Source organism: Nocardia violaceofusca NBRC 14427 (genome assembly GCF_963869435.1).
GTDB lineage: Bacteria > Actinomycetota > Actinomycetes > Mycobacteriales > Mycobacteriaceae > Nocardia > Nocardia aobensis.
On record NZ_CAWMPM010000004.1, the window covers coordinates 137434 to 160474 of the forward strand.

23 protein-coding genes, 1 pseudogene and 1 riboswitch are annotated in these 23041 nt (G+C 67.8%); of the genes and pseudogenes, 15 read left to right on the forward strand and 9 right to left on the reverse strand.

The annotated features are described in order from the left end of the window. Positions 1–96 precede the first annotated feature (96 nt). Both AC5592_RS03130 and AC5592_RS03135 read right to left on the reverse strand, forming a co-directional pair. Positions 97–573: pseudogene (locus tag AC5592_RS03130) on the reverse strand (GNAT family N-acetyltransferase); the annotation flags it as partial. Then, positions 567–657: riboswitch (SAM riboswitch) on the reverse strand. (Overlaps the previous pseudogene by 7 nt.) 91 nt (positions 658–748) lie before the next feature. Continuing rightward, on the reverse strand, positions 749–1435 hold the full coding sequence (locus tag AC5592_RS03135) for a rhomboid-like protein (protein WP_063063314.1): 687 nt from the start codon (positions 1433–1435) through the stop codon (positions 749–751). Positions 1436–1709: 274 nt separating this feature from the next. On the opposite strand from AC5592_RS03135, the gene AC5592_RS03140 reads away from it, so the two are divergent. From AC5592_RS03140 to AC5592_RS03155, 4 genes are all read left to right on the forward strand, one after another. Further along, positions 1710–2906, forward strand: a complete 1197-nt coding sequence (locus AC5592_RS03140; RefSeq protein ID WP_063063315.1) for a L,D-transpeptidase — start codon at positions 1710–1712, stop codon at positions 2904–2906. Between the two features lie 30 nt (positions 2907–2936). Continuing rightward, the gene (locus AC5592_RS03145) at positions 2937–3374 is read left to right on the forward strand and encodes an META domain-containing protein (RefSeq protein WP_084506284.1); all 438 of its coding nucleotides are present in this window, start codon (positions 2937–2939) and stop codon (positions 3372–3374) included. Positions 3375–3437: 63 nt separating this feature from the next. Beyond that, positions 3438–3944, forward strand: a complete 507-nt coding sequence (locus tag AC5592_RS03150; protein ID WP_063063316.1) for a hypothetical protein — start codon at positions 3438–3440, stop codon at positions 3942–3944. 131 nt (positions 3945–4075) lie between these two features. Continuing rightward, a complete protein-coding gene (locus tag AC5592_RS03155; RefSeq protein WP_232329166.1) occupies positions 4076–5002 on the forward strand; it encodes a BUD32 family EKC/KEOPS complex subunit in 927 nt (308 codons plus the stop codon). Positions 5003–5111: 109 nt separating this feature from the next. Here the strand turns inward: AC5592_RS03155 and AC5592_RS03160 are convergent, their stop codons facing one another. Next, positions 5112–5420, reverse strand: coding sequence for a hypothetical protein (locus AC5592_RS03160; protein WP_063063318.1), 309 nt, complete (start codon positions 5418–5420; stop codon positions 5112–5114). Positions 5421–5502: 82 nt separating this feature from the next. On the opposite strand from AC5592_RS03160, the gene AC5592_RS03165 reads away from it, so the two are divergent. Then, complete coding sequence (locus AC5592_RS03165) at positions 5503–6108, forward strand: TetR/AcrR family transcriptional regulator (RefSeq protein ID WP_063063319.1); 606 nt, start codon at positions 5503–5505, stop codon at positions 6106–6108. 48 nt (positions 6109–6156) lie between these two features. Here the strand turns inward: AC5592_RS03165 and AC5592_RS03170 are convergent, their stop codons facing one another. Then, positions 6157–7143 (reverse strand): aldo/keto reductase, encoded by a 987-nt coding sequence (locus tag AC5592_RS03170; RefSeq protein ID WP_036501357.1) that lies wholly within the window; start codon positions 7141–7143, stop codon positions 6157–6159. A gap of 354 nt (positions 7144–7497) precedes the next feature. On the opposite strand from AC5592_RS03170, the gene AC5592_RS03175 reads away from it, so the two are divergent. After that, positions 7498–8394, forward strand: coding sequence for a helix-turn-helix transcriptional regulator (locus AC5592_RS03175; RefSeq protein WP_063063320.1), 897 nt, complete (start codon positions 7498–7500; stop codon positions 8392–8394). A gap of 13 nt (positions 8395–8407) precedes the next feature. Here the strand turns inward: AC5592_RS03175 and AC5592_RS03180 are convergent, their stop codons facing one another. Genes AC5592_RS03180 through AC5592_RS03190 form a run of 3 tightly spaced genes read right to left on the reverse strand, consistent with a single transcriptional unit; the run spans position 8408 to position 10075 of the window. Continuing rightward, positions 8408–9352 (reverse strand): helix-turn-helix domain-containing protein, encoded by a 945-nt coding sequence (locus AC5592_RS03180; protein WP_232329167.1) that lies wholly within the window; start codon positions 9350–9352, stop codon positions 8408–8410. Beyond that, a complete protein-coding gene (locus tag AC5592_RS03185) occupies positions 9241–9762 on the reverse strand; it encodes a DUF6879 family protein (protein WP_036501363.1) in 522 nt (173 codons plus the stop codon). The genes AC5592_RS03180 and AC5592_RS03185 overlap by 112 nt, the downstream gene beginning before the upstream one ends. Continuing rightward, positions 9743–10075: a hypothetical protein gene (locus AC5592_RS03190; RefSeq protein ID WP_063063322.1), complete on the reverse strand. Its 333-nt coding sequence runs from the start codon at positions 10073–10075 to the stop codon at positions 9743–9745. Before AC5592_RS03190 ends, AC5592_RS03185 begins: the two co-directional genes overlap by 20 nt. 803 nt (positions 10076–10878) lie before the next feature. Here AC5592_RS03190 and AC5592_RS03195 point away from each other — a divergent pair. Then, positions 10879–11292: a VOC family protein gene (locus AC5592_RS03195; RefSeq protein ID WP_063063522.1), complete on the forward strand. Its 414-nt coding sequence runs from the start codon at positions 10879–10881 to the stop codon at positions 11290–11292. A gap of 134 nt (positions 11293–11426) precedes the next feature. Here AC5592_RS03195 and AC5592_RS03200 read toward each other — a convergent pair whose 3' ends face one another. Beyond that, positions 11427–12188 carry a dienelactone hydrolase family protein gene (locus tag AC5592_RS03200; RefSeq protein WP_063063324.1) on the reverse strand — a complete coding sequence of 254 codons (762 nt, stop codon included), beginning with the start codon at positions 12186–12188 and terminating at the stop codon, positions 11427–11429. A 334-nt stretch (positions 12189–12522) separates the two neighbouring features. Between AC5592_RS03200 and AC5592_RS03205 the strand changes: the two genes are divergently transcribed. The 4 genes from AC5592_RS03205 (at position 12523) to hrpB (ending at position 19096) form a co-directional block, all read left to right on the forward strand. Then, complete coding sequence (locus AC5592_RS03205; protein ID WP_036501371.1) at positions 12523–13947, forward strand: amidase; 1425 nt, start codon at positions 12523–12525, stop codon at positions 13945–13947. A gap of 81 nt (positions 13948–14028) precedes the next feature. After that, complete coding sequence (locus AC5592_RS03210; protein ID WP_036501372.1) at positions 14029–14955, forward strand: cyclase family protein; 927 nt, start codon at positions 14029–14031, stop codon at positions 14953–14955. Positions 14956–15017: 62 nt separating this feature from the next. Then, entirely contained in the window at positions 15018–16658 is a 1641-nt protein-coding gene (locus AC5592_RS03215) for a class I adenylate-forming enzyme family protein (RefSeq protein WP_232329168.1), read from the forward strand. After that, positions 16655–19096 carry an ATP-dependent helicase HrpB gene (gene hrpB / locus AC5592_RS03220; protein ID WP_063063326.1) on the forward strand — a complete coding sequence of 814 codons (2442 nt, stop codon included), beginning with the start codon at positions 16655–16657 and terminating at the stop codon, positions 19094–19096. The genes AC5592_RS03215 and hrpB overlap by 4 nt, the downstream gene beginning before the upstream one ends. On the opposite strand, the gene AC5592_RS03225 is transcribed toward hrpB, so the two are convergent. Next, positions 19093–19572: a nuclear transport factor 2 family protein gene (locus AC5592_RS03225; protein WP_063063523.1), complete on the reverse strand. Its 480-nt coding sequence runs from the start codon at positions 19570–19572 to the stop codon at positions 19093–19095. The genes hrpB and AC5592_RS03225 overlap by 4 nt on opposite strands. A 148-nt stretch (positions 19573–19720) precedes the next feature. On the opposite strand from AC5592_RS03225, the gene AC5592_RS03230 reads away from it, so the two are divergent. The 4 genes from AC5592_RS03230 (at position 19721) to AC5592_RS03245 (ending at position 23013) form a co-directional block, all read left to right on the forward strand. Beyond that, positions 19721–20386 (forward strand): PaaI family thioesterase, encoded by a 666-nt coding sequence (locus AC5592_RS03230; protein WP_063063327.1) that lies wholly within the window; start codon positions 19721–19723, stop codon positions 20384–20386. Between the two features lie 50 nt (positions 20387–20436). Beyond that, positions 20437–21348, forward strand: a complete 912-nt coding sequence (locus AC5592_RS03235) for an NAD-dependent epimerase/dehydratase family protein (protein WP_063063328.1) — start codon at positions 20437–20439, stop codon at positions 21346–21348. Between the two features lie 66 nt (positions 21349–21414). After that, positions 21415–22719 (forward strand): S8 family serine peptidase, encoded by a 1305-nt coding sequence (locus AC5592_RS03240; protein WP_036501380.1) that lies wholly within the window; start codon positions 21415–21417, stop codon positions 22717–22719. A gap of 9 nt (positions 22720–22728) precedes the next feature. Continuing rightward, entirely contained in the window at positions 22729–23013 is a 285-nt protein-coding gene (locus AC5592_RS03245) for a hypothetical protein (RefSeq protein WP_063820370.1), read from the forward strand. Positions 23014–23041: the final 28 nt, after the last annotated feature.

The following is a 23041-nucleotide window of genomic DNA, read 5'->3' on the forward strand; positions in this document are numbered from 1 at the left end:
CGGATAGCGGAATCCGGACCGCACCGGCGTGTACACACCGTCGCGCTCGCGCCCGAAACGATTGCGCCGCTGCGTTTTTGCCACACGCGTCGGATACTTCTCGAACGGATGCGCGAGCAGACCGGGCTGCCCGGACGGAGTGCGTTCGAGCGGGGTGTAGCCCGCCGACAGATACAGGGCGACCGCTTCGGGTTGCCGCGGACCGGTGGTCAGGAATATCCGCCGATAGCCGCGGCGTAGCGCTTCGGCCTCGAGTTCGGCGAGTACGAAGGTCGCCAGGCCGCGGCGGCGGTGCTCGCGTGCGGTCCAGATTCGTTTGAATTCGGCGGTCCGCTCGTCGTAGCGGCGGAACGCCCCGCCGGCGACGGGTTCGCCGTCCTCGACCACCACCAGCAGATCGCCGTGCGGGGCCGCGAAATCGGCGGCGGGGTAGTTCACCAGATCGGCGTGCACCTCACCGACGCTCCCGCCGTAGCGGCTGCTGTATTCGATGGCCAACTCCGCCAGCAGCGGCGCGGCCATCGGATCGTCCTGGCCGACGTGAAAAACGCTGCGTACCATTAGTTCCTCCATCGGTCCCGGCGGTAGCACCCACACCCAGTCGGGGGGTTGCTGCGACGTCGTGGAGCCGGGTCTCTCGATCGCTCTGGATGGGCGAAACGTCACGCTAGGGGAATTCCGGTGCGGGGTCAGCACTCTGGATCGCACTGAATCCAATCCTTGCCGCGACGCCCTTCCGGCGGTGTGATTACCGGTGTCGCACCGACCCGGCGAGCCCACGAACCGCCACCTCCGGATCCCACACACCCGGCCGCCCGAGGGTCAGCGGATAGCAGGCCAGACCGAGCACCATCGCACTGAAATGCCCGATGTCGGTGAAGGTTCGGTTCGCGAACACCGGAATCGCGTAGAAGACGACCACCCCGAGCAGATACAGATACCGCCACGGCGTCGCGATCCGATACACCAGCACGGCGATCACACCCGCCAAGGCGTAGCTCACGCCGTAGTCGAGGGTGTTCACCGCGGATTCGGGCGCGTAACCGTGATGAATAGCCCAATACAGCACACCTTCGCTGAGGTAGGTCGCGCCGACGTGCGCGATGACGACCACCGCCAGCCAACGCAGCGTCCCCAGCCAGCGTTCGGCCTGGGCGTGGAAGATGCTGTAGCTGACCGCGTAGCCGAACCAGCCGCCACCGGCGAGCCAGAAGGCGCTGGAGATCAGCACGTGCACCGGGTCCTCGCGCAGGTGGTGCAGATTGGTCGAGCGGTTGCCCAGCAGGATCTCGGCCTGATCGGGGGACAGGTGCCGGACCACGAGGGTGGACACGAGCAGGATGGCCAGCCAGATGTAGGTGCCGGGCGCGTGCCGGATGTAGTCGCCGATCGCGGCCGCGGCGGTCCGCCACCGGGAGCCATCTCGCCTGGGCATCGGTCACCTTCCTCGACGGACATCGAAGATCGCTTCACTATGAGCCCTCACGCCGGCGCTGCACTCACCCGCGGCGGGTGAGCCGGCGCCACACCCCGCCGAATACCGCGAAAACGGCAAAACGCCTGGTCCGGCTGTGCCGGGCGCGCGCCGAGCGGCGACGACACGTACTCTCTGCTGCGGTGCGACACCGGATTCATGGTGTGGACTGGAGGGTGCTGTGTCCCGGATGGGCGCTGTGCATGCGAGGGTGCGAGACAGAGGCGGTGAGGACGTGCGCAGGCGTCGATCTCTACTGGTGGTGTCGGCGGTATTGACGGCGATCGTTGTGCTCCTCGGCGGCTGTGGCGGCTCGGGTGGCGGCAACTCCTCGGCGCCGGCATCCAAGGGGCCCGATATCACCGCGCCCGCGGCGATCGATGTGCCCGCCGCCGATCACGGACCACTCAATCCGGCGACGCCCCTCGTGGTGAACTCCGCCGACGGCATGCTCACCAAGGTCACCGTCACCGACGGCGACGGCAAAGCGGTCGCCGGCGATTTCGGCGCCGACCATCACAGCTGGACCTCGAAGGACCCGCTGAACTACGGGACCACCTACCGCGTCGACGCCCAAGCGGTGAACCTCGCTCAGGTCGCGACCGACAAGACGGTCACCGTCACCACGATCGACGCCGGCCACAAGGCCTACGCGAATGTCGTACCGGCCCCCGATCTGGTCGCTCAGACCGGAATCGGGGTCGGGCAGCCGATGGTTTTCCAGTTCACCCAGCCGGTGGCGAACAAGGCGGAGGTGCAGAAGCATCTGAAGGTCACCGTCACCCCGCCGCAGCCGGGCGCCTGGTACTGGGTCGACGACAAGGATGTGCACTACCGCGCCGCGCAGTATTGGCAACCGGGCACCAAGATCCACATCGAAGCCGACGTCTTCGGTCTCGACCTCGGCGACGGGGTATTCGGCGCGGAGAACAACAGCGCCGACTACACGGTCCACGACGCCTGGATCGCCCAGGCCGACGGCAACACCGAACAGCTGACGATCCTGCACAACGGCGCGCAGGTGAACCAGATGCCGATGAGTCTCGGCTCGCCCGGATTCCCGTCCCACGAAGGGCCGCACGTCATTTCGGAGAAATCGCCGTCGATCATCATGGACTCCTGCAGTTACGGGGTCTGCGCCGGCCAGCCCGGGTACTACCGCGAGAAGGTGGACCTGGACGAACGCATCTCCAACGACGGCGAATTCGTCCACTCGGCGCCCTGGTCGGTCGGACAGCAGGGGGCCAGCAACGTGTCGCACGGCTGCGTGAACCTCTCACCCGACAACGCCCAGTGGTTCTTCGACCACTTCGGCGTCGGCGACGTCGTGGAGATCACCAACTCGGGCGGCCAGCCGCTGCCCGTATGGGACACCTACGGCGACTGGGAGGTCCCGTGGAATGTATGGCAGGCCGGTAACGCGAGCAGCTGATCCGGCCCGCCCGGCCGCTACCATCGGATCATGTCGGCGAATTTCCTGCGCATAGTTCCCGCGCTAGCCGTGCTGGCGGCCGGCGTCGCCTGCTCCTCCGGAAACGATTCCACCCCAACGGATTCCACGCCCGCCACCCCCGTCGGCCACACCTACGTCTCCACCGATGTCCAGGGCCCGCGAATCCCTGGCGACGGCCCCCTGCGCCTGACCTTCACCGAGGGCCGCCTCAGCGCCACCGCCGGCTGCAACACCCTCATGGGCTCCGCCGACCTGACCGGTAACACCCTCCACACCGGCCCCCTCGCGAGCACCCGCATGGCCTGCGTGGGCGACCGCGCCGGCGCCGACGAATGGGCGACCTCGCTCCTGCAGGCAAGCCCGGCATGGAGTCTCGACGGCGCGACATTGACGTTGAAGACCGCCGACCGCACCGTGACACTGCACGAGTCGGAACCGGCCGGCTGAACTCCGCGTGGGCCTGCATATTCCCGGTTGAATTATGCAGGCATATACCTGCATAATTACACGATGCTTGACACCACCGCCCTGGGCGACGCGTACCGCACGCTTCTGGAAGCCGCTGACGCCGTGGCCGATTCGAATCAGACGATCGCCCTCGCACCAGGCGAATGGAACGCTGATCAGATACTCGGACACGTCTGCCTGATCACCGCCGCCACCATCGCCGCCGCGTCAGCCGTCGCCGCGGGCGAGCACACCACCTACGACAATCGCATCGCCCTCGACATCTGGACCATCGACCGTGTCATCGAGTTGGCCGGCGGCAGCACCGGCCTGCGCGACCGCCTGCACCGCCAAGCCGGGGTCCTCTGCAGCCTCTCCGGCCCCGCCCTCAGCGACACCGAACTCGACACCCTGGTTCCCACCCGCCTGCTCTCCAACGACGCCGTGCTGGTCGATCAGCCACTGCCCCTACGGGATCTGATCATCGGCCTGGCCGACGTGGAGCTACCAGGCCACACCGAGCAACTGCTGGCCTTGCTGCACGGTCGAACCACCGAAGCCACGGCCTGACCGGCGGCGACATCGAATGCCGCCCGGAGCCTGAGCGGTGGGACAATCGTGCGATGACGGCCGCCAGAATTGCACGCCACCAAAGGATCTCGGCGTTCCTGACGTCTTGCAGCGATACAGAGCTGGCGGAGTTGGTAGGCGCCGGCCGTGTCATCGGCGTGGGCGTGGGTGGTGGTGCGGCGCTCGTCGACGTCGACAGCGTGCCGGTGTTCACCAAACGGATCCCGCTGACCGAAAGGGAGCTTGCCGATCCGGGCTCCACAGCGAATCTGTTCGACCTGCCGATGTATTGCCAGTACGGCACCGGCGGCCCGAGTTTCAACGCATGGCGAGAACTGTCCGCCAACGTCATCGTGACCGACGCCGTTCTGGCCGGAGAGACACCATCGTTTCCGATCCTCTACCACTGGCGTGTGCTCCCCGGCCGGTCGCCGGTCGCCGCCGAACACGCCGACATCGACACCGTGGTCACCGCCCAGGGTGGCAGCCCAGCGGTGCGAGCTCGCCTCGAAGCGCTGGCCGCCGCACCGTGCAGCCTGGTGCTGTTCTGCGAATACATCCACCACCCCTTAGCCGACTGGCTGCGAGCGGACCCGGCGGGTAAGGCTGCCACCGTCGAGCGGCAACTCTCGGAGATCGTGACGCTGTTGCGGGATCGGGAGCTGCTGCACATGGACGGACACTTCGGCAACATGCGCACCGACACGGAGCGGATCTACCTGACCGACTTCGGGCTGGGAACATCGCCGAAATTCGATCTGTCACCCGCCGAGCGCGACTTCGCCGAACAGCACACCACTCACGATGCCGCCTATGCCGCCATGCGACTGGTCAACTGGCTGGTGACCGATGTCTGCGGGGTGCCGACACCGCCCACGTGCGGTCCGGTCGCTCGCAACAAGTACGTACTCCAGTGCGCCGCTGGGCACATCCCGGATGACGTGCCACCGCCGGTCGCCGCGATCTTGGCTCGGCACGCCCCCGCCGCCGCGAAGATGAACGCCTTCTACTGGCGACTGTTCGACGGTGACCTCCATACGCAGTACCCCGATATCTGAGGTCGATGGGCCGATGCCGGCCCGCAGCCGTATCGTCGGTATACCCTGCGACTCGCCTCGACAGCTCCCGCAATCAACGAACGATACTGCGCTGCAACGAATTCCTGCTCTACACGGGATTGGGGAGACCGAGGGCGGTGTTCAGGCGATAGGCCCCGCGGAGTCCGTGGAACACCGCCATGGCCAGCGCGCCGACCGATGCGCCGGCGATGCCCGCAATGGTGTGTGCGCCGAGATCGGCCCAGTATCCGATCGTGGCCGCCAACGTGAGACCGAGGGTTCCGGCCACGGCGTTGCGCAACGCGGAGTTGCCCCACACGTTCGGGAATTGTTCACCGGCCATGCCTTTGACGAAATGCGGTACGGCGTTCGCGCCCATCATCCCGGCCGCCGACGCAAGGAGGACTGTAAGCCACATGAGGAATCACCTATCTTCAGTCAACAATGTTGACCGAAGATAGCAGCCGGTCCTCGTTCGGTCAACGCCATAGACTGATCAGGTGAGTTCCCGACCAGTCACTCGTGCTCAGCAGCGCCGCGATACCGAAGCACGCATCCTGCAGGCGGCGCGCAACCTGTTCGCCGAGGCCGGATACGAAGCGACCACTATCCGCGCGATCGCAGCCGAAGCGGCCACCGATCCCGGACTCGTCATGCGCTATTTCGGTTCGAAGGCCGACTTGTTCGCGCGGGTCGCGGGGATCGAACCGGACGCCGAGGTGACGGGCACGCCCGAGCAGGCGGCTGAACAATTACTGGCCGCTCTGGAACACAAGCTCGCCGAGCAGCCGATAGACGCGCTGGCAGCGATCCGATCCATGTTCACCCACCCTGGAGCGGCCGACGACATCCGAACGGCCATGACGACCCGGCAGCGACAGGCCGCAGACCACATGGCCACCACCGACGCCGACCTGCGCGCGGGGCTCATCGGCGCAATCACCATCGGCGCCGTCATCGGGCGCCACCTGCTCCAACTCGACGGACTACGCGACGCCGAACCCGAACGGATCACGGCCATGCTCCGACACGCCTTCCACGACATCGTCCACGGCACACCGGAATCTCCGCCCGACCATGCCGCACCGGGCGCATCGCACGAATAGGCGCGTCGACGGTGTCGGTTCCGGAGGCCGGTGCGGAATTCGAGCGGGTTAGCGGCCGAGCATCGACGTGAACTGTTCGGGGACGCGCCCACCCTCGACTTGCGCCGCGGCCGCTTCGATGCGTGCCACATCGTCGATCGTCAATTCGACGTCGAGCGCTCCCAGGTTCTCTTCCAGGCGATGCGGTTTGGTTGTGCCGGGGATCGGCACGAACCACGGTTTCTGCGTCAGCACCCAGGCGAGAGCGATCTGGGCCGGTGTGGCTTCCTTGTCCTCGGCTATCTGCTGCAGCAAGTCGATCAGTGCTTGATTGGCCTGGCGTGCTCGAGGAGTGAAGCGCGGTAGCATGCGGCGGAGGTCGTCGTCGGCCAGCGTTGTCGTGGAGTCGATGGCGCCGGTCAGATAGCCCTTGCCCAGCGGGCTGTAGGGCACGAGGCCGATGCCCAGATTCTCCAAGGTCGGAATGACCTCGGCTTCGAGGTCTCGCGTCCAGAGCGAGTATTCACTCTGCAGCGCCGTCACAGGCTGCACGCTGTGGGCGCGGCTGATCGTCGTCGCGCCGGCCTCCGACAAACCGAAGTGCTTGACCTTACCTTCGGAAATCAGCTCCTTGACCGTCCCCGCTACCTCTTCGATGGGCACGTCGGGATCGACGCGGTGCTGGTAGAAGAGGTCGATATAATCTGTTCGCAAACGCCGAAGTGAGGCCTCGGTCACTCGGCGGATCTGCTCGGGTCGGCTATCGACCCCCGACGCCGGGGTCGGTCCGTTCTCTCCATGCTTGATACCGAACTTGGTGGCGATCACCACCTGGTCGCGCACCGGCGCCAGCGCCTGACCGACCAGCTCTTCATTGGTGAAAGGGCCATAGACTTCGGCGGTGTCGAAGAAAGTCACGCCGCGGTCTACTGCCGCCCGCAGCAGCCGCGTCATCTCGGCTGGGTCCGGGGTCGCACCGTAGAAGAAGCTCATGCCCATGCAGCCGAGCCCCAGGGCCGAAACTTCGAGTTGCTGTCCGAGTCTGCGCTTGTGCACTGGAGATGCTCCTTCGGGAAAGACCTTCCGGCCCTTTGCTTTCCCTGCGTTCAGCCGGGAACCGACCACAGGTTAAGCAGGCCTTGTGTCCGGCAGGGAGCCCCTCGTGATGCAGGTACGGAGAGAACCACCCTTGTCTGATGGACCGGCACTCTGCGCATGTGGCGTTCTCGGTGCTCCCTCTGCCGTGTTCCTCGCTAGCAGGGCTCGGTCCTACCTCACGGGCACCATCCTCCCGGTAGACGGCGACACTGCGACGACCGCATCGCGTACCTAGGCGACGCTGTGCCGGCGCGGTCATCGGGGGACCCGCAGTGCCTCCCTCGGATTACGGGTCGGACTTACGGTGAGGGGATGGCCACGATGGATCTGCGCACCGATATCCGGGAGTTTCTCAGCTCGCGTCGCGCCCGCATCACACCCGAGCAGGCGGGCCTGCCCGCTTACGGTGGCAATCGTCGGGTCGAAGGTCTGCGTCGCGAGGAGGTAGCGCTACTGGCGGGGGTATCGGTCGAGTACTACGTGCGTATGGAGCGCGGCAGCCTCGCCGGTGTCTCCGATGGCGTGCTGGACGCGTTGGCCTCTGCGTTGCAACTCGACGAGGCCGAGCGCGACCACCTGTTCCACCTCGCGCGCCGATCTTCCGGGGCACCCAGCGGGCCACGGCGGCGCAGGTCTGCCGTGACGGTGCGCTCGACGCTGCAGCAGATGCTCGACGCCATCTCCGAGGCGCCGGCCTGGATCTGTAACGGACGTTATGACGTGCTCGCCATGAATCAACTTGCCCGCGCGCTGTTTTCACCGGTACTGGCCGACACGCGACGGCCAGCGAACACAGCGCGGTTCGTCTATCTGGCTGCCGAGGCGGCCAGAGATTTCTTTGTCGACTACGACCGAATCGCCGGTGACGTGGCCGCGAAGCTACGCATGGAAGCCGGCCGCAATCCGCACGACGAGGAGCTGATCGCTCTGGTCGGTGAACTGTCGACGTGCAGTGAGATATTCCGGCAGCGGTGGGCATCTCGCGACGTTCGGCTGCACCGGTCCGGACGCAAGCGGGTGCGCCATCCGATCGTGGGCCGGCTCGACTTGGACGTCGAGTCCCTGGAACTGCCCGCCGAACCCGGCCTGCATCTCACCGTCTACACCGCACCCGCGGGCACGCCGACCGCTGACAATCTGGCGCTCCTGGCGTCGTGGGCGGCCACCCAACAGACGCTGGCAACCGAACTCGAAGCGAACGACGGATAGTCCGCCCCCTTCTCTATGTGCGCCGCGACTCCAGTGCTTTGCGAATGAGTGCCCGTGCCGCACTGCTGGTTACGGACTGACCCGCGAGAATGTCGAACGCGCGGCCGTACTGGGCGATTTCCCTCGGTTGCGTGATGGTCAATTCGGCTGTGACGGTTTCCACCATCACGCGTTTGTCGTCGAACAGGGCGAAATTCGTCATGGATACGGCATATGATGCCTCCGCCGGAACGATGCCGACGAGTACGCGGGGCATACCTATCACGGCCAGCAGGCGGTCCAGCTGACCGACCATGATCCGATTGTCGCCGACCGTGGTTCGCAGTGCTTGTTCCGCGATGACGAAATGGAACCGATGGTTTCGCCGGTACAGAATCTGCTGTCGTTCCATACGTTTCGAAACGCCCGCTTCGATATCGTTCGGCACTCGCTGGAACTCGACGACGCTGCGCAGCACGTTCTCGGCGTATTCGGCGGTTTGGAGCAGGCCCGGGACGAGAAACGGGTGGTAGACCCGCAAGACGGCGGTCTCCGCTTCCCACTTGATCGAAGCTTGCTGACGCAGTTTCGTTCCTGTGCCGAGCACACGCCGCCATTCGAGCCACGCGGCTTCGAGATTCCGAAGTGTGGCTGTCAGTTCCGGTATCTGATCCTGCGAGGCGGTGAGAACGCACCAGGTACGGATGTCCGTCTCGGTCGGTTTCGTCTTGCCGTACTCGATCTTGGAGACCTTGGTTTGATGCCAGCCCGCGAGGCGTGCCAGTTCCGTACCGGTAAGGCCCGCATCCGAGCGAAGCTCCCGGAGCCGTGCCCCGAGAGCTTCGCTGGCCTGGTCCAGTGAATCGGTCACGACTCGTCGTAATCCGCCAGCGGCACTGCCAGTGACCAGACACGTTCCTTGACCGACCGGATGTAGGCGACCAGTTGCGGATCGGTAGTCACGGCGCCGCCGAGCCACCGGCCGTCGATACCCGGTTCGAAGATCGTGAAGGCCACGACCGAATCATCGAACATCCACCAATCGTCCGTCGTCAGCAGTTCCGGGTCGATCCGGTGCCTGCTCAGGTAGCGGATATCCTCGCCCGCCTCGACATTCAGGCGCGCAACGTATTTGGCGTATCTGGTGTAGTCGCTGTGCGGAACGGTCACCACACGCGCCCGGTTGACCGCTACACCTCTGCGTTTGGTGTTCCGAACATGATCGAGCCACGGCTCGAACCACTGAAAATCATCAGTGGCTCCGGTGAGGAACCGGCGCAAAGGGGGGTAGTCGTCCGGATAGTAATTGTCGCGAACCTCGAGGTGGAACGCTTCACGCTGCGCCCGGCGGAAGAGGTCGTCGAACGCCTCACCCTGCACTAATTCCATTGCCGTAGAACGTCCTTCCTGGCTTCGGTACTTCGATGCAGGTTTCGTCGGTGCGGATGTCCATCTGAGCGAGGGCTTCGGCATCGGTCACCGCCTCACCGCTCAGGGTGAATGTTCCCCTGCCTGTGTCGTGGAGCTTGGCGCCGATGTATGTATCGGGCTCGGCGAAGCCGGCGAGTAGATGCGGTATTTCGACCATTCCGGGTATGCCCGTCTTCCAGCCCTGTACGACGTAGCTTCCTCTGTCGGTCGCGAACAGGGCCGGGCAGCCGCCACCCTCCGAGCCGCCCTTGCCGAGAAATGTCAACCGCATGTCTGAGCCTCCGATCGAATTATGCGGATTCATGCTCCGTCAGGGATCATCGTGGCCGAAAAATGAAGGCATTGACCAGTTTCGATGCATTTCGAGCATACTCGTGCATGGCCCTGGATCGGAGCGCTTGCCGTTCCTACCGTCGTCTTCAGCCGCCCGGAGCAGGTGTCTCGTCCCGGCTCCGGGTTGCTTACCAATGGGTTCGACTGATGGGTTCGCCTCAGGAGGAGCGGTGCGGCACTTTCTGATCAGGGTGCATTGCTGTGGCCCGCGGTGGGTTGTTCATGCACCGCGGTTGTGTGCGTGGACGGTGGTCGGCGACAAGCGGAGCATCGCACGGAGTGCCAGGGCGATGGTTTCGGCCGTGGCACGGCTCGACCCGGCGCGGTTCGAGGCGGAACTCGTTGCGGGCCGGGCCCTTCGGGATGAAGGCGAGTTCGTGGCGGTGGAGGCGTTCGCGCGGCGGTGGGGTGGCCCCGTCGGCTCCGGCACCGATTGCCCGGAGCAGGTCACGGCGGCGGACAACGCCCGATCGACGGTGTGCCCGTATGTGGTGGACGTGGACGCCCGGAGGCCGGAGAATGTTCCTCCACTGCTGTTCAACCTTCGGTTGCATGCCGGGCACGGGTGCAGGTCCGAGATCACTTTGGCGAGGATCTGCCGCGAGCGAGGAATCTGCCCCCGGATTAGTGCTGCAGTGCCAGTTGTCGATCCGTGACGTCGAGGGCCAAGGCGTCGCAGGCCGGTCGTTTGCCGGGAACCTGCGGGTATGGAAACGGAAACGGCGTGCAAGCATGTTCGACATGGCGATTGCTACGGGATCCATTGCTCACGTCCGTCTCACGGTGTGCGATATCGGCCGCTCGCGAGACTTCTACGACAAGGTTTTCGGCTGGCCTGTGGCGCTGGAGGTTCCGGCCGATGCGGATCAGGAGACGCGCGAGCGCCTCGGTTTTCTCTACGGCGGGGTGATCTACCGGTTGGAACACGGGTTGCTCGGCCTGCGGCCCGTGGGCAACGACCGGTTCGACGAGAATCGCGTCGGTCTCGACCACCTCGCTTTCCCTGTTGCCTCACTCGACGAATTGGAAGCCGCCGCAGCGCATCTGGACGGGTGCGGGGTCGCGCATGAGGACATCAAGGACATCGGTGTCAGTTACATACTGGAGTTCCGGGATCCGGACAATATCGCCTTGGAGCTGGTCGCACCCAAGTAGCCGCCAGATGGGTGTACGGAGGCGACAGCCGGGCTCGGGGTAGTCGGCGTCTCCGCCGCGCGGCCGAGCCCGGGCGCTCGGCCCCATCGATCCGGCGTCGTGCCCGGTCATGGGGCCGTGCCCGCCGCCCCGACCTACCGACTCAGGGTGCGGTCGAACAGGGCCAGGAGTTCGCGGTAGTGCCGTTCGGCGGCTTCGGGGTCGTAGACGGAGGTGTCGGCCTGGGTGAACCCGTGGTGGGCGCCCGCGTAGACCTCGGTGCGGTGGCGAATGCCGGCGTCGGCGAGCGCCTTGTCGAACGCGCCGATATGTTCGGCGGTCATGTGGTCGTCCTCGCCGGCGTGGGCGAAATACAGTTCGCCCGTGATGTTTCCGATGCTGCGGTGCGGGCTGTCGGCGGTGTCGGTGACGAGCGGTCCGCCGTGGAATCCGGCCGCCGCCGCGATCCGATCGGGGAACATGGCGGCGGTCAGCACGGCCAGGCGGGCACCCATGCAATAGCCGGTGACTCCAGCCTTGCCCGCGGTGACCTGCGGCGAGACCGCGAGCCAGTCGAGGTAGGCGCCGGCATCGGAGCGCCAGAGCTCCGGTGTCAGGTCACGGATCATGGGGAAGACCTGCTGGAAGATCTCGGGTCGCTGCGCCGGGTCGATGAAGTCCGGCAACTCGATGACGGGTGCGCGCCCGTGGCGGTAGTAGGCGTTGGGAAGCAGGACGGTGTAGCCGCCGGCGGCGATCCGGTCGGCCAGCGCCCGCAGGCTGGGCCGCAGCCCGAACCCGTCCTGGATCACCAGTACTCCGGGATGGGCGGCGCCGTCGGCAGGGGAGGTGAGGTAGGCGTCGGCGACACCGTCGGGTGTCCGCACGTCGACCGATATACCGTGCGTTGCAGTCATTGTCGAATCCTTCTGTCGTAGTCGAGTTTTCGTGATCGATACGACGAAGGCGGAGCCCGGGCGACACCACGGCGAGCCCGGTCGATACGCGAGCCCGTACCGGCCCGCACGGCGCTCAGAAGAGCACCGGGTAACCCATCCGTGTGTGGCGCGAAGCCGTCCCGGTAGACATCGCCTCACACCATAGCCCGCCGCGCCGCGCCGGTGGAACCGTCGGCACCTGTCGACCCGGCGCGGCACATCCCGGTAGGCGGAATGCCGGTCCGCCCCGCACCCGTCGGTTGGTAGGACGAATCTCGCGATTCTCGTGACGGCACGACTGATAGGGGCTTCGATGCGGGATCTGTTCGACAACACCGACATGACGGGACTGGCCGCGGCGATCGAGGCCGGCGACGTGTCGGCCGAGGAGGTCCTCGACGTCAGTCTGAGCCGGCTCGCGGAGCGCAATCCGGCGATCAACGCGGTGGTGAGCGAACGCGGTGACCAGGCGCGCCGGGAGGTGGCCGCGGGGTTACCCGATGGGCCGCTGCGCGGGATTCCGTTCGTGATCAAGGATCTGCACATGGATGTCGCGGGGCTGCCGACGACCAACGGTTCCCGCCTGTTCGCCGATGCCGTCGCCACCGCGGATTCCGAACTGGTGCAACGGTATCGGCGCGCCGGCATGGTGATCATCGGCAAAACCAACGCGCCGGAGTTCGGGTTGAACGCGAGCACGGAACCGGTGCTGTTCGGGCCGACGCGCAATCCGCATCGCCTCGACCATTCCGCCGGCGGTTCCTCGGGTGGTTCGGCGGCGGCGGTGGCCGCGGGAATCGTGCCCGCCGGTCAGGCCAGCGACGGCGGTGGATCCATCCGCATCCCCGCCTCGTCGTGCGGTCTGGTGGGCCTCAAACCCAGCCGCGGCCGGGTGCCGGCATATCCGGCACGGAATTTGCTGGCCGTGCCGATGACCGTCAACCACGCCCTCACCCGCAGTGTGCGCGATACGGCGATATTGCTGGATATCGGCGCCGGCGCCGTCCCCGGCGATCCGTACGTGATCGCCGCGCCGTCGATGCGCTATGTCGACGCCCTGCGTATCGATCCGGGTCACCTGCGCATCGGGATCGCGACGACGCTGCCTTCGGGCGCTGCGGTACATCCCGATTGTGTTGCGGCGACACGCGATATCGCCGGCGTCCTCGCGGACCTCGGCCACGACGTCGTGGACGAGGCGCCGGACTTTCCCTTCGAGGAAATCATGAGCGGGCTGCAGTATCTGATGGCGGTGCCGGTCGCGGTGGAGGTGAAGGCGCGCCTGGCGGCGCTCGGCCGCGACCTGCGCGACGACGACCTCGAACCGATGACCCGGATGATCTATGACGCCGCGAATCAGGACAGCGCGGCGGATTATGTCCGTGCGCTGCGCGACCTCGAAACGGCCGCGACCATGCTGGGCGGCTACTTCGCGGACCACGATCTGCTGCTCACACCGACGCTGGGGACGGTCGTCGCGCCGCTGGGCCTGCTCGACACCACCGACCCGGCGTCGTTGTGGGAGCACGCGATGTCGTTCAGCGGTATGACGAGCCCGTTCAACGTGACCGGGCAACCGGCGATCTCGCTTCCGCTGGGCATCGACAGCGCCGGAATGCCGGTCGGTGTCCAGCTGGTCGCCGCGTTCGGTCGCGAAGATCTGTTGCTGCAGGTCGCGGCGCAACTCGAGCAGGCGCGTCCATGGCGCACGACTCCGGTGTGGCCGCCCGCCGAGTGACCGCGGTGCGATCCTGGTCGTCGTTTCGCTCAGTGGGAGTTGAGGATTGGCACCCCACGGAACCGCCGGTACCGTGCGCACATGCCGGACATGTCTGTCTTCCGTGAGATCGCGGCGCGCGTGAACAACTGGGGGCGCTGGGGCGCCGACGACGAAATCGGCACCCTGAACTTCGTCACCGACGAGGTGGTACGGGCCGCCGCGGCGACCGTGCGCACGGGCCGGCGGGTCGGGCTGGCGCTGCCGCTGCATCAGCGCGGCGTGCAGACCGGGCTCGTGCCCGGGCGCGTGAATCCGCTGCACACCATGGTCGCCCTGAACTGGGAGATGTTCGGCCCCGGCACGATTGCGACCAGCGATGATTCGATCACCATGGGGTTGCAGGCGGGCACGCACTGGGACGGCCTGGGACATGTCTCCTATGCCGGGCGCCTCTACAACGGCCGTCCCGCCGACTCGATCACCGCCCACCGCGGTGCGCGGTTCAGCGGTATCGAGAAGGTGCCCCACCTGGTATCGCGCGGAGTGCTGCTCGACGTCGCGCACGCCCGCGGAGTCGATCGACTGGCCGCCGATCACGCCGTCTCACCGGAGGATCTCGACGCCGCCGCCGCGCTGGCGCGGGTGCAGGTACGGCCCGGAGATGTGGTGCTCGTGCGCACCGGACAGATGCGGCTCTACCTCGCCGGTGACCGCGAGGGCTACGCGACGCCGTCGCCGGGGTTGTCGGTGCGTTGCCCGGAATGGTTCCACGCCCGCGACGTCGCCGCCGTCGCCACCGATACGCTCACCTTCGAGATCTGCCCGCCCGAGGCGGACGGGCCGTGGCTGGCGGTACATGCCCTGCACCTGGTCGAAATGGGCATGCTGCAGGGGCAGAACTGGAACCTCGAGGACCTGTCGCGGGTGTGCGCCGAGGACGGCCGCTACGAATTCCTGCTGTCGGCGATGCCGGAACCGTTCGTCGGCGCCACCGGGAGTCCGGTCGCCCCGGTCGCGATCTTCTGACCGCTGCGCGGCGCGCCGGGGCGCGGCGGTTACGGTTGGGGACGCGGCATCGGTGGCGGTAGGTGAGTGAGGTGGTCATGGGGAATCGCGCGGCGGATTCGATCGTCCCGGGCAGCTTCGCGACCGCTCCGGAGTCCTACGCGGATCACTCGATCGGCGACATCGTTCGCCTCTGGGCGCAGCACATCCCGGATCACGCGGCTTTCGTCACCGTGGGCGGGTCGACCAGCTGGAGCGAATACGACCGGTCGGCGGACACGATCCGCGACGAGGTGCGTACTACTCCCGGCGGCCCGCGTTCGCGGATCGCGCTGCTGTTGCCGGATACCGCCGCCGGCCACGCGGCGCTGTGCGGATGCTCGCGCGCGGGCCGTATCGCCGCGGCTGTCGGAGTGCGGTCGGGCGTGCGCGAGATCGCGCACGTGATGCGCCGGACCGACGCGTCGACACTGATCACCGTGCCCGAGATTCGCGGCAGAACCTGGCAGACGCTGGTCCGGGAACTGGAGGCCGAGGGTGTGATGCCGGGTGACGTCCTGGTGGTCGACGAGCAGTCGGGCGCCCTCGAACATCATCGCATCGGCGCACAGCAGATGCACGAGAACCTTTCTGCCGGTATGCCTTTCACGCCGTCGCAGGTTTCCGTTCTCAACTCGACCTCGGGAACGACCGGGACACCGAAGATCGTCGCGCACACCGAACGACGATGGACGGCCTTCGCACGCGAAGCGATGCTGGGTGCCCGGATCGGTCCCCGGGACGTCATCTGCTCGGTGGTTCCGGCGCCGTACGGATTCGGCCTCTGGTCGGCGCATTTCCTGCCCGCACTGCTGGGCATCCCGGTCGTCGTCACCGCCCGCTTCGACGCCGAGGAGACCGCGATGCTCATCGAGCGTGAGCACGTCACCGTATTGTGCTGTGTCAGTACACAATTCAAGATGCTGTTGCGTTCCGGAACGCTCGAACGCCATGACATGTCCAGCCTGCGGGTGCTGTACACCGGCGGGGAGCCCGTGCCGTATCGCGATGCCCGCGCGTTCGAGGAACGAACCGGCGCCAAGGTCCTGCAGTTCTACGGCTCCAACGAGAGCGGCGCGGTGAGCCGGACCACCCTCGACGACGATACCGACACCAGGCTGCGCACCTGCGGCCGCACACTCCCCATGATGAACGTCCGCGTGCTCGACGAGGTCGGCGCCGATGTGGACGGTGAGGTGCGGCGAGGCCGGCCTGCGGTGCGCGGGCCGCTGGTCTCGGCGGGCTACTGGGACGATCCGGCCGCCGATGCCGAGTTGTACACGCCCGACGGGTGGACACTGCTCGGCGACATCGTGGAGATCGACGAGACCGACCGGGTCCGGGTGGTCGGGCGGACATCGGATTTCGTCATCCGGGGCGGCAAGAACGTATCGATCACCGAAATCGAGGAACTCGTGCGCGAGCACGAGTCGGTCACCGACGTCGCCGTCGTCGGTGTTCCCGACGACGTCTACGGCGAACGCGTCTGTGCCGTGGTCGTTCTCGCCGACGGCGCGACCCTGGACGCGGCGGACCTGTCGGCCCGGCTCGAATCTCGCGGGGTCACCAAGGAATACACGCCCGAATATGTCGTGGCGGTGGCTCGGCTCCGGCTCGGCCCGGGCGGCAAGACCGACCGCGGCGCCGCGCGAGACACCGCGATGCGCACGCTGGGGCTGCGGTGACCGGACTCGAACTTCCCGATCTGCCGGTCCGGGCCGTCCTCGGCCATCTGGTCGCGACGTTGGCCGACCGGCAGACCGCGGTCCTGGTCGCGCCGCCGGGCACCGGGAAGACGACGCTGGTGCCGTTGGCGCTGGCGCAGAACAACCCTGGTCGGGTGCTGGTAGCCGAGCCACGGCGGCTGGCAGCCCGGGCCGCGGCCGCGCGGATGGCCGCGCTGCTCGGCGAGCAGGTGGGCGAAACCGTGGGTTACTCGGTCCGTGGCGATCGACGAGTCGGACGGCGGACCCGCGTCGAGGTCGTGACCTCCGGCTTGCTGGTGCGCCGCCTGCAGGACGATCCGGAGTTGGCGGGGGTGGACGTGGTCGTGCTCGACGAATGTCACGAACGCCATCTCGACGCGGATCTGCTGTTGGCGCTGCTGCTGGACGCCCGGGCCGGATTGCGGCCCGACCTGCGTGTCCTCGCCACCTCGGCCACGGTTGCCGCCGAACGGCTTTCGGCCCTGCTGAGTACCGAAGACGCGGCGCCGGTGGTGCGGGTCGAAGCGCAGACCTTTCCCGTGGACACGACATACCTCTCGCCCTTGCCCCGGGAGCGCATCGACGCGCAGGTCGCACGCGCCACCCGAACCGCGCTGGCCGAAACCGCGGGCGACATCCTGGTATTCCTGCCCGGTGCGGCCGAAATTCGAAGAGTCGCAGCACTTCTGAACGACCAGGACGACGTGGATATCGTCGCGCTGCACGGCAGACTGAGCGCGGCGAGCCAGGACACGGCGTTGCGTGCCGGACCGCGGCGGCGCGTGGTGCTCGCCACGGCGGTGGCGGAGTCGAGCCTGACGGTGCCCGGCGTGCGTGCCGTGGTCGATTCGGGCCTGGCACGAGTGCCACGCATCGATCGGGCACGCGGACTGTCCGGGTTGGCCACGGTCCGTGTCTCGGCGGCCGTCGCCGACCAACGGGCCGGGCGGGCCGGGCGCGAGGCACCGGGCCGGGTGTGGCGATGCTGGCCGGAGCACGAGCACGCCACCCTGCCCGCCTATCCCGAGCCGGAGATCCGCACCGCGGATCTGACCCGGCTGGCCTTGGAACTGGCCTGCTGGGGCACGGCGGACGGGCAGGGGCTCAGTTGGTGGGATCCACCGCCGGCCGGTGGGCTGACCGCGGGCCGGAATGTGCTGCAGGCGTTGGGAGCCGTGAACGCCGACGGCGCGGTGACCGAGCGCGGGCGACGGATGGCCCGCATCGGGCTGCACCCGCGACTGGCACGCGCGTTGCTCGACGGAGCGGCCGAAGTGGGAGCACGAACGGCGGCGGAAGTCGTCGCCGTCCTCGACGACGACACCCTGGTCTCGGGCGTCGATCTCACGGCCGGCCTGCGTCGGCTCCGCCGCGAGCAGCCGGCGCGCTGGCGACGCGAGGCCGAGCGGCTGGCCCGAACGGTCGACGGGCCGGAGGGCACCGACGATCCCGCTTATGTGGTGGCGCTGGCATATCCGGAGCGACTCGCGCGGCGGCGCGCCGCGGGCTCGGCGAGCTATCTCATGGCCGGCGGTACCGCGGTCACGCTGCCGCCCGGCTCCGGGACCGGCGATCCGGAATGGCTGGCGGTCGGCGTCGCCACTCGCGACCCCGGTCGTTCCGAGGGCTACATCCGGCTGGCCGCGGTCGCGGACGAACGCCTCGCTCGCCGCGCCGCGGCGGATCTGCTGACGACCGTCGACGAGGTCGAGTGGGCCGACGGCGATGTGGTGGCGCGGCGCATCGAACGGCTGGGTGCGATCACCTTGTCGGAGAAGGCACTTCGCGACCCGGACCCGAGTTTGCTCGCCGCCGCCGTGCGCCGCGGGCTGACCTCGTCCGGACTCGGCCTGCTGTCCTGGCCCGCGGAGGCCACCGCCCTGCGTCAGCGCCTCGACTTCCTGCACCGCACCCTCGGCGACCCGTGGCCGGCGGTCGACGACGAGGCACTGCTCGCCGGCGCCGACACCTGGCTCGGCCCCGAACTCGCCGGTGCGCGCCGCCGCACCGACCTCGAACGCATCGACACCGCGCAAGCCATGCGTCGCCTGCTGCCCTGGCCGGATGCGGCGCGCATGGACGAACTGGCACCGGAACGTGTGCCGGTCCCGTCCGGCAGCCACCCCCCCATCGACTACTCCGCCGATCCGCCGGTACTGGCGATCAAGGTGCAGGAGATCTTCGGCTGGACGGACGCACCGCGCCTGGCCGACGGTCGCGTCCCGATCGTGCTGCATCTGCTCTCACCCGCTCAGCGTCCGGTCGCGGTGACCGCGGATCTCGCCTCGTTCTGGCGCACCGGCTGGCCTCGCGTCCGCGCGGAGCTACGCGGCCGCTACCCCAAACACGCCTGGCCCGAAGACCCCACCACGGTGCCCGCCCACCGCGGGACCGCTCGCAACGCGGGCCGCGGTTAGGCCGGACCCGCGTTCTCGGCGCCGGACGCCTCCGGCACGCGAACCGCGACATCCTCGATGAAGTCGACCACCAGTTCCCGCCGCGAGAACAACCAGTTTTCCCCCGAGCGGGCGAAGGTGTCCTGATAACGGATGGCGACCCGCCGGTCCCGGTAGCCGTCTGCCCGCCGCGAGATGTGGTGTGCCGTGCCATAAACCTCACCCCGCATGCGGTCGCCCGAAATCGGCTCGAGCACGAGCTGTTCCACGACGTGCCGGGTCAGCACGAAACGAGACACCGAGTTCACCACCGACGAAACCACGCTCTGCCTGCCCACCAGCTCGACGGCCTGCTCCGTCCCGTTCAGCACAGGGGGCAACACGAGGACCGCGTCGGGAGCGAACAGCGCGGTGAGCGCCGCACTGTCGCGGCGGTCGACGGCGCGCGCATATCCCGCCGCGAGTGCGGTGACGGCAAGTCGGTCCGGGGATTCCACGCTCCCATCCTCGCCGCTCGACCCGGCGCGGGACCAGAGCTTTCCGGTGGGTGGGACCTCGCCGGTCATCCGATCGGTCGACACCGCTAACGTGCGAACGACGTATCGCGACACCCGCGAACGGCAGAGGAGAACCACGATGGATTCGATGACGTCGGCCGAACCGGAACCGGAAAGCGTTCCCACAGTGCGCGATTCGCCTGCCGACATCGTCCTCACGTCAAAGCAGCAGGACGTCCCGGTCGACCGCGCGACAGCCGCGGCGCGGCGGGTGATCGACGCGCTGCTGCGCACCGATCGGGCGAATGCGAATCTCGACCGGGTCGCCGAGGAACTCGACAGCATCGCCGACCACCTCGAGCAGCACGCCCCGGTGGTCGCGGAACGGCTGATCGATATGTGGCGCGGTGAGGGTGTGACCCGCCACGACCCGGTCACCGGACCGGAGAATGCGATCGCACCGCCTCTCGCGCTCATCGGCCGCGCAGACGGATCGGTGGAGGGTGTCGTGACCCTGACGCTTCCGTATCAGGGACCGCCGGGACATGTGCACGGGGGAGTGGCGGCACTGTTGCTCGACCACACGCTCGGGGTGGCGAACGCCTGGTCGGGACGCAGCGGCGCGACGGCGCAACTGAATGTGCGGTATCACCGACCGACTCCTCTGTTCGCGCCGCTCACGGTCAGCGGCCGGATGGTGTCGGAGGACGGCCGCAAGATCAATTCGGCCGGCGCGATCCACACCGCCGACGGCACGCTCTGCGTCTCGGTGGAGGGTTTGTTCATCGACAAGCGGGTTCCCCGGCCACGCTGACGAGCGACCGGAAACGATCGTCCCTGTCCCCGAGCGAGAGATGTCTGTCCATGAAGATCCTGATCGTCGGCGGGACCGGCATGATCGGCGTGCATGCCGCGCTGCACCTGCGCGAACACGGTGACGACGTCACCGTCGCGGGTCGCGGCCCGATATCGGCCGAATCACCGGTCGCCGAATTTCCGCTGCTGCTGGGCGATTACACGGTGCCCACCTTCACCCCGGCACAACTGGAACACTTCGACGGCATCGTGTTCGCCGCGGGGCAGGACGTGCGGCACAAGACTTCCGAAGACGACACCCGGCAGTTCTGGGAGACCGCCCAGAGCGTCGGCGTACCCCGTTTCGCGGCACTGGCCAAGCGGGCCGGCGTGCCGCGCTTCGTGCAGGTCGGCAGCTACTACCACCAGCTGCGCCCCGACCTCGCCGAGCACAATCCGTACATCGCGGCCCGCAAAGCCGCCGATGAAGGCGTTCGCGCGCTCGCCGACGACTCGTTCGCCGCGTGCACCCTCAATCCGCCGTCGATCATCGGTGCCGTGCCCGGACCGTCGGCTCGCCGGTATCGGCGAATGGTGTCCTGGGCGACCGGGAACGAACCCGACATCCCCGACTTCGCACCGCCCGGCGGCACCAACTACATGTCCGCCGCCTCACTCGCACAAGCGATTCGGGGCGCGCTGGTGCGCGGTGAGCCGGGTGCGGCCTATCTCGTCGGCGATCAGAACCTGTCCTATCGTGAGTTCTTCCAGATGCTCGTCGATGCCGCCGGCGGCGGTCGAATCATCGCCGAGCGCGACGAGCAGCATCGATTGCAGCCGGACGCCTCGATCATCCAGGGCCGCGGCAACACTCTGGCCTACGAACCGGATGCCGGCGAGGTGCGTCTGCTCGGCTACACCCGCGACGACTGTGCTCGTGCCGTGCGAGCACTCGTGGACGTGGTGTCGGCCGCGCGCTGACCCGGTGCACAGTCCGTTCCGGCGATAGGCGGGAAATCCGCGGCAATTGGCGGCAGGATGGCAGGTATGCGCGCACTCATCCAACTCCGTCCCTCCGCCGATCTGATTGCCGCAGTTGCCGATCCGGCCGTCGCGGTGACCCCCGCCGATGTCGCCGGGGATTTGCCCGGGTTCGACCTCGACCACGACTTCGCCCCGCTGTCCGTCCCGGATACGGTGGCCGCCGAACAGGCGGGCGCGGGTTCGGTGGTGGTGCGCGGACAGATCCCCGACGCCGACCTCGACGCGACGGTGGCGCGACTGACCGGAACCCGCGGCGTGGCAGGCGTTTTCGCCGACCCGCGGATCGAGACGAACCTCACCTGCGGCGGCGATCCGGCGGTCGGCACCTGGCACGACGTCCAAACCCTCTTGCACACCGGCGATCTGGCCGCCGCGGGAATGGACGGAAAATCCGTCGCGGTGGCGATCGTCGACACCGGGATCAACGCCGCCCGGGTCCAGCAGGCGCGCGGCGGGCCGGTGACCGTCGATACCGCGCGCAGCTGGAATCCGCCGGGGGTGAGCGGCACGGCCGGACAGTTCCCGGTCGACCACGGATCGATGTGCGCGTTCGACACCCTGATCGGCGCGCCGAACGCCACCCTGCTCGATATACCGGTGCTGCAGAGCAAGACTCGCGGCGGCTCCACCATGGACGGGCTGCTCTCGGACGCGCTGGCCGCCTACGCCCATCTGCGCACCGTGCTCACCGATCAGCCGGAGGCCACCCGCACGCTGGTGATCAGCAACAGCTGGGGCGCGTTCTCACCGGACTGGGACTTCCCGGTGGGGCAGCCCGGCAACTACTCCGACAATCCGTCCCATCCGTTCAACGTGATCGTCGGCTCGCTCGAATCGGCCGGCGCCGACATCCTGTTCGCCGCCGGCAACTGCGGCCGCGACTGCCCCGATTCGCGGTGCGCGTACCGGGATCGGCCGATCGGCGGCGCGAACTCACATCCGAGCGTGCTGAGCATCGGCGGCGCGGACACCAAGGGGCAACGCGTCGGCTACTCCTCGCAGGGGCCGGGCCGGCTGTCCGATCGCAAACCCGACATCTGCAGCTACACCCACTTCCTCGGGTCCACGGTGTTCGGCGCGAAGGAACCCGACACCGGCACGTCGGCCGCCTGCCCGGTCGCCGCCGGACTGGTCGCGGCGATCCGGACCGTCTACCCGGCGAGCAAACTGGCCCCGGCGCAGCTGCGAGATCTGTTGCGGCGCACCGCGACCGCGCAGCCCGGCGGATTCGACTACGACTACGGATTCGGTGTGGTCGACGCCGCCGCCCTGCTGGCGGAGCTGAAGAACACCGAGATCCGCGCGTAGCGTGGAACCATGCCGCTGCTCACCGTCCGGCTCGCCACCGACCCCACATTGGCGGCGGCGCTGCGCGAACTGCATCTCACGGAGGCCGAGGTCGACCTCGACTACGGCCTCGTCGCAGTGGACCCGGACCAGCACCTGTACGCGCTGCGAGTGAGCGATGCGGCCGCGACGCGGGCGGCGGCGGTCTCGGATACCGCCGAGATCTTCGCCGATCCGCGCATCGGCCCGGCGCACGACGCCGGGCCGGACACGCGGTCGCCCCGGCTTCCGCCCGACGACTCCGCCCCGGCCTGATCGCGCACGAATTACGCGGTCCCGCTGC

Bases quoted from the DNA above. Each gene is read 5' to 3' on its own strand.
- AC5592_RS03245 (WP_063820370.1), top strand. From the start codon at position 22,729: ATGCCGCTGCTCACCGTCCGGCTCGCCACCGACCCCACATTGGCGGCG.
- AC5592_RS03145 (WP_084506284.1), top strand. From the start codon at position 2,937: ATGTCGGCGAATTTCCTGCGCATAGTTCCCGCGCTAGCCGTGCTGGCG.
- AC5592_RS03175 (WP_063063320.1), top strand. From the start codon at position 7,498: ATGGCCACGATGGATCTGCGCACCGATATCCGGGAGTTTCTCAGCTCG.
- AC5592_RS03210 (WP_036501372.1), top strand. From the start codon at position 14,029: ATGCCGGACATGTCTGTCTTCCGTGAGATCGCGGCGCGCGTGAACAAC.
- AC5592_RS03205 (WP_036501371.1), top strand. From the start codon at position 12,523: ATGCGGGATCTGTTCGACAACACCGACATGACGGGACTGGCCGCGGCG.
- AC5592_RS03160 (WP_063063318.1), bottom strand. From the start codon at position 5,420: ATGTGGCTTACAGTCCTCCTTGCGTCGGCGGCCGGGATGATGGGCGCG.
- AC5592_RS03135 (WP_063063314.1), bottom strand. From the start codon at position 1,435: ATGCCCAGGCGAGATGGCTCCCGGTGGCGGACCGCCGCGGCCGCGATC.
- AC5592_RS03240 (WP_036501380.1), top strand. From the start codon at position 21,415: ATGCGCGCACTCATCCAACTCCGTCCCTCCGCCGATCTGATTGCCGCA.
- AC5592_RS03150 (WP_063063316.1), top strand. From the start codon at position 3,438: ATGCTTGACACCACCGCCCTGGGCGACGCGTACCGCACGCTTCTGGAA.
- AC5592_RS03195 (WP_063063522.1), top strand. From the start codon at position 10,879: ATGGCGATTGCTACGGGATCCATTGCTCACGTCCGTCTCACGGTGTGC.
- AC5592_RS03200 (WP_063063324.1), bottom strand. From the start codon at position 12,188: ATGACTGCAACGCACGGTATATCGGTCGACGTGCGGACACCCGACGGT.
- AC5592_RS03230 (WP_063063327.1), top strand. From the start codon at position 19,721: ATGACGTCGGCCGAACCGGAACCGGAAAGCGTTCCCACAGTGCGCGAT.
- AC5592_RS03185 (WP_036501363.1), bottom strand. From the start codon at position 9,762: ATGGAATTAGTGCAGGGTGAGGCGTTCGACGACCTCTTCCGCCGGGCG.
- AC5592_RS03190 (WP_063063322.1), bottom strand. From the start codon at position 10,075: ATGCGGTTGACATTTCTCGGCAAGGGCGGCTCGGAGGGTGGCGGCTGC.
- AC5592_RS03235 (WP_063063328.1), top strand. From the start codon at position 20,437: ATGAAGATCCTGATCGTCGGCGGGACCGGCATGATCGGCGTGCATGCC.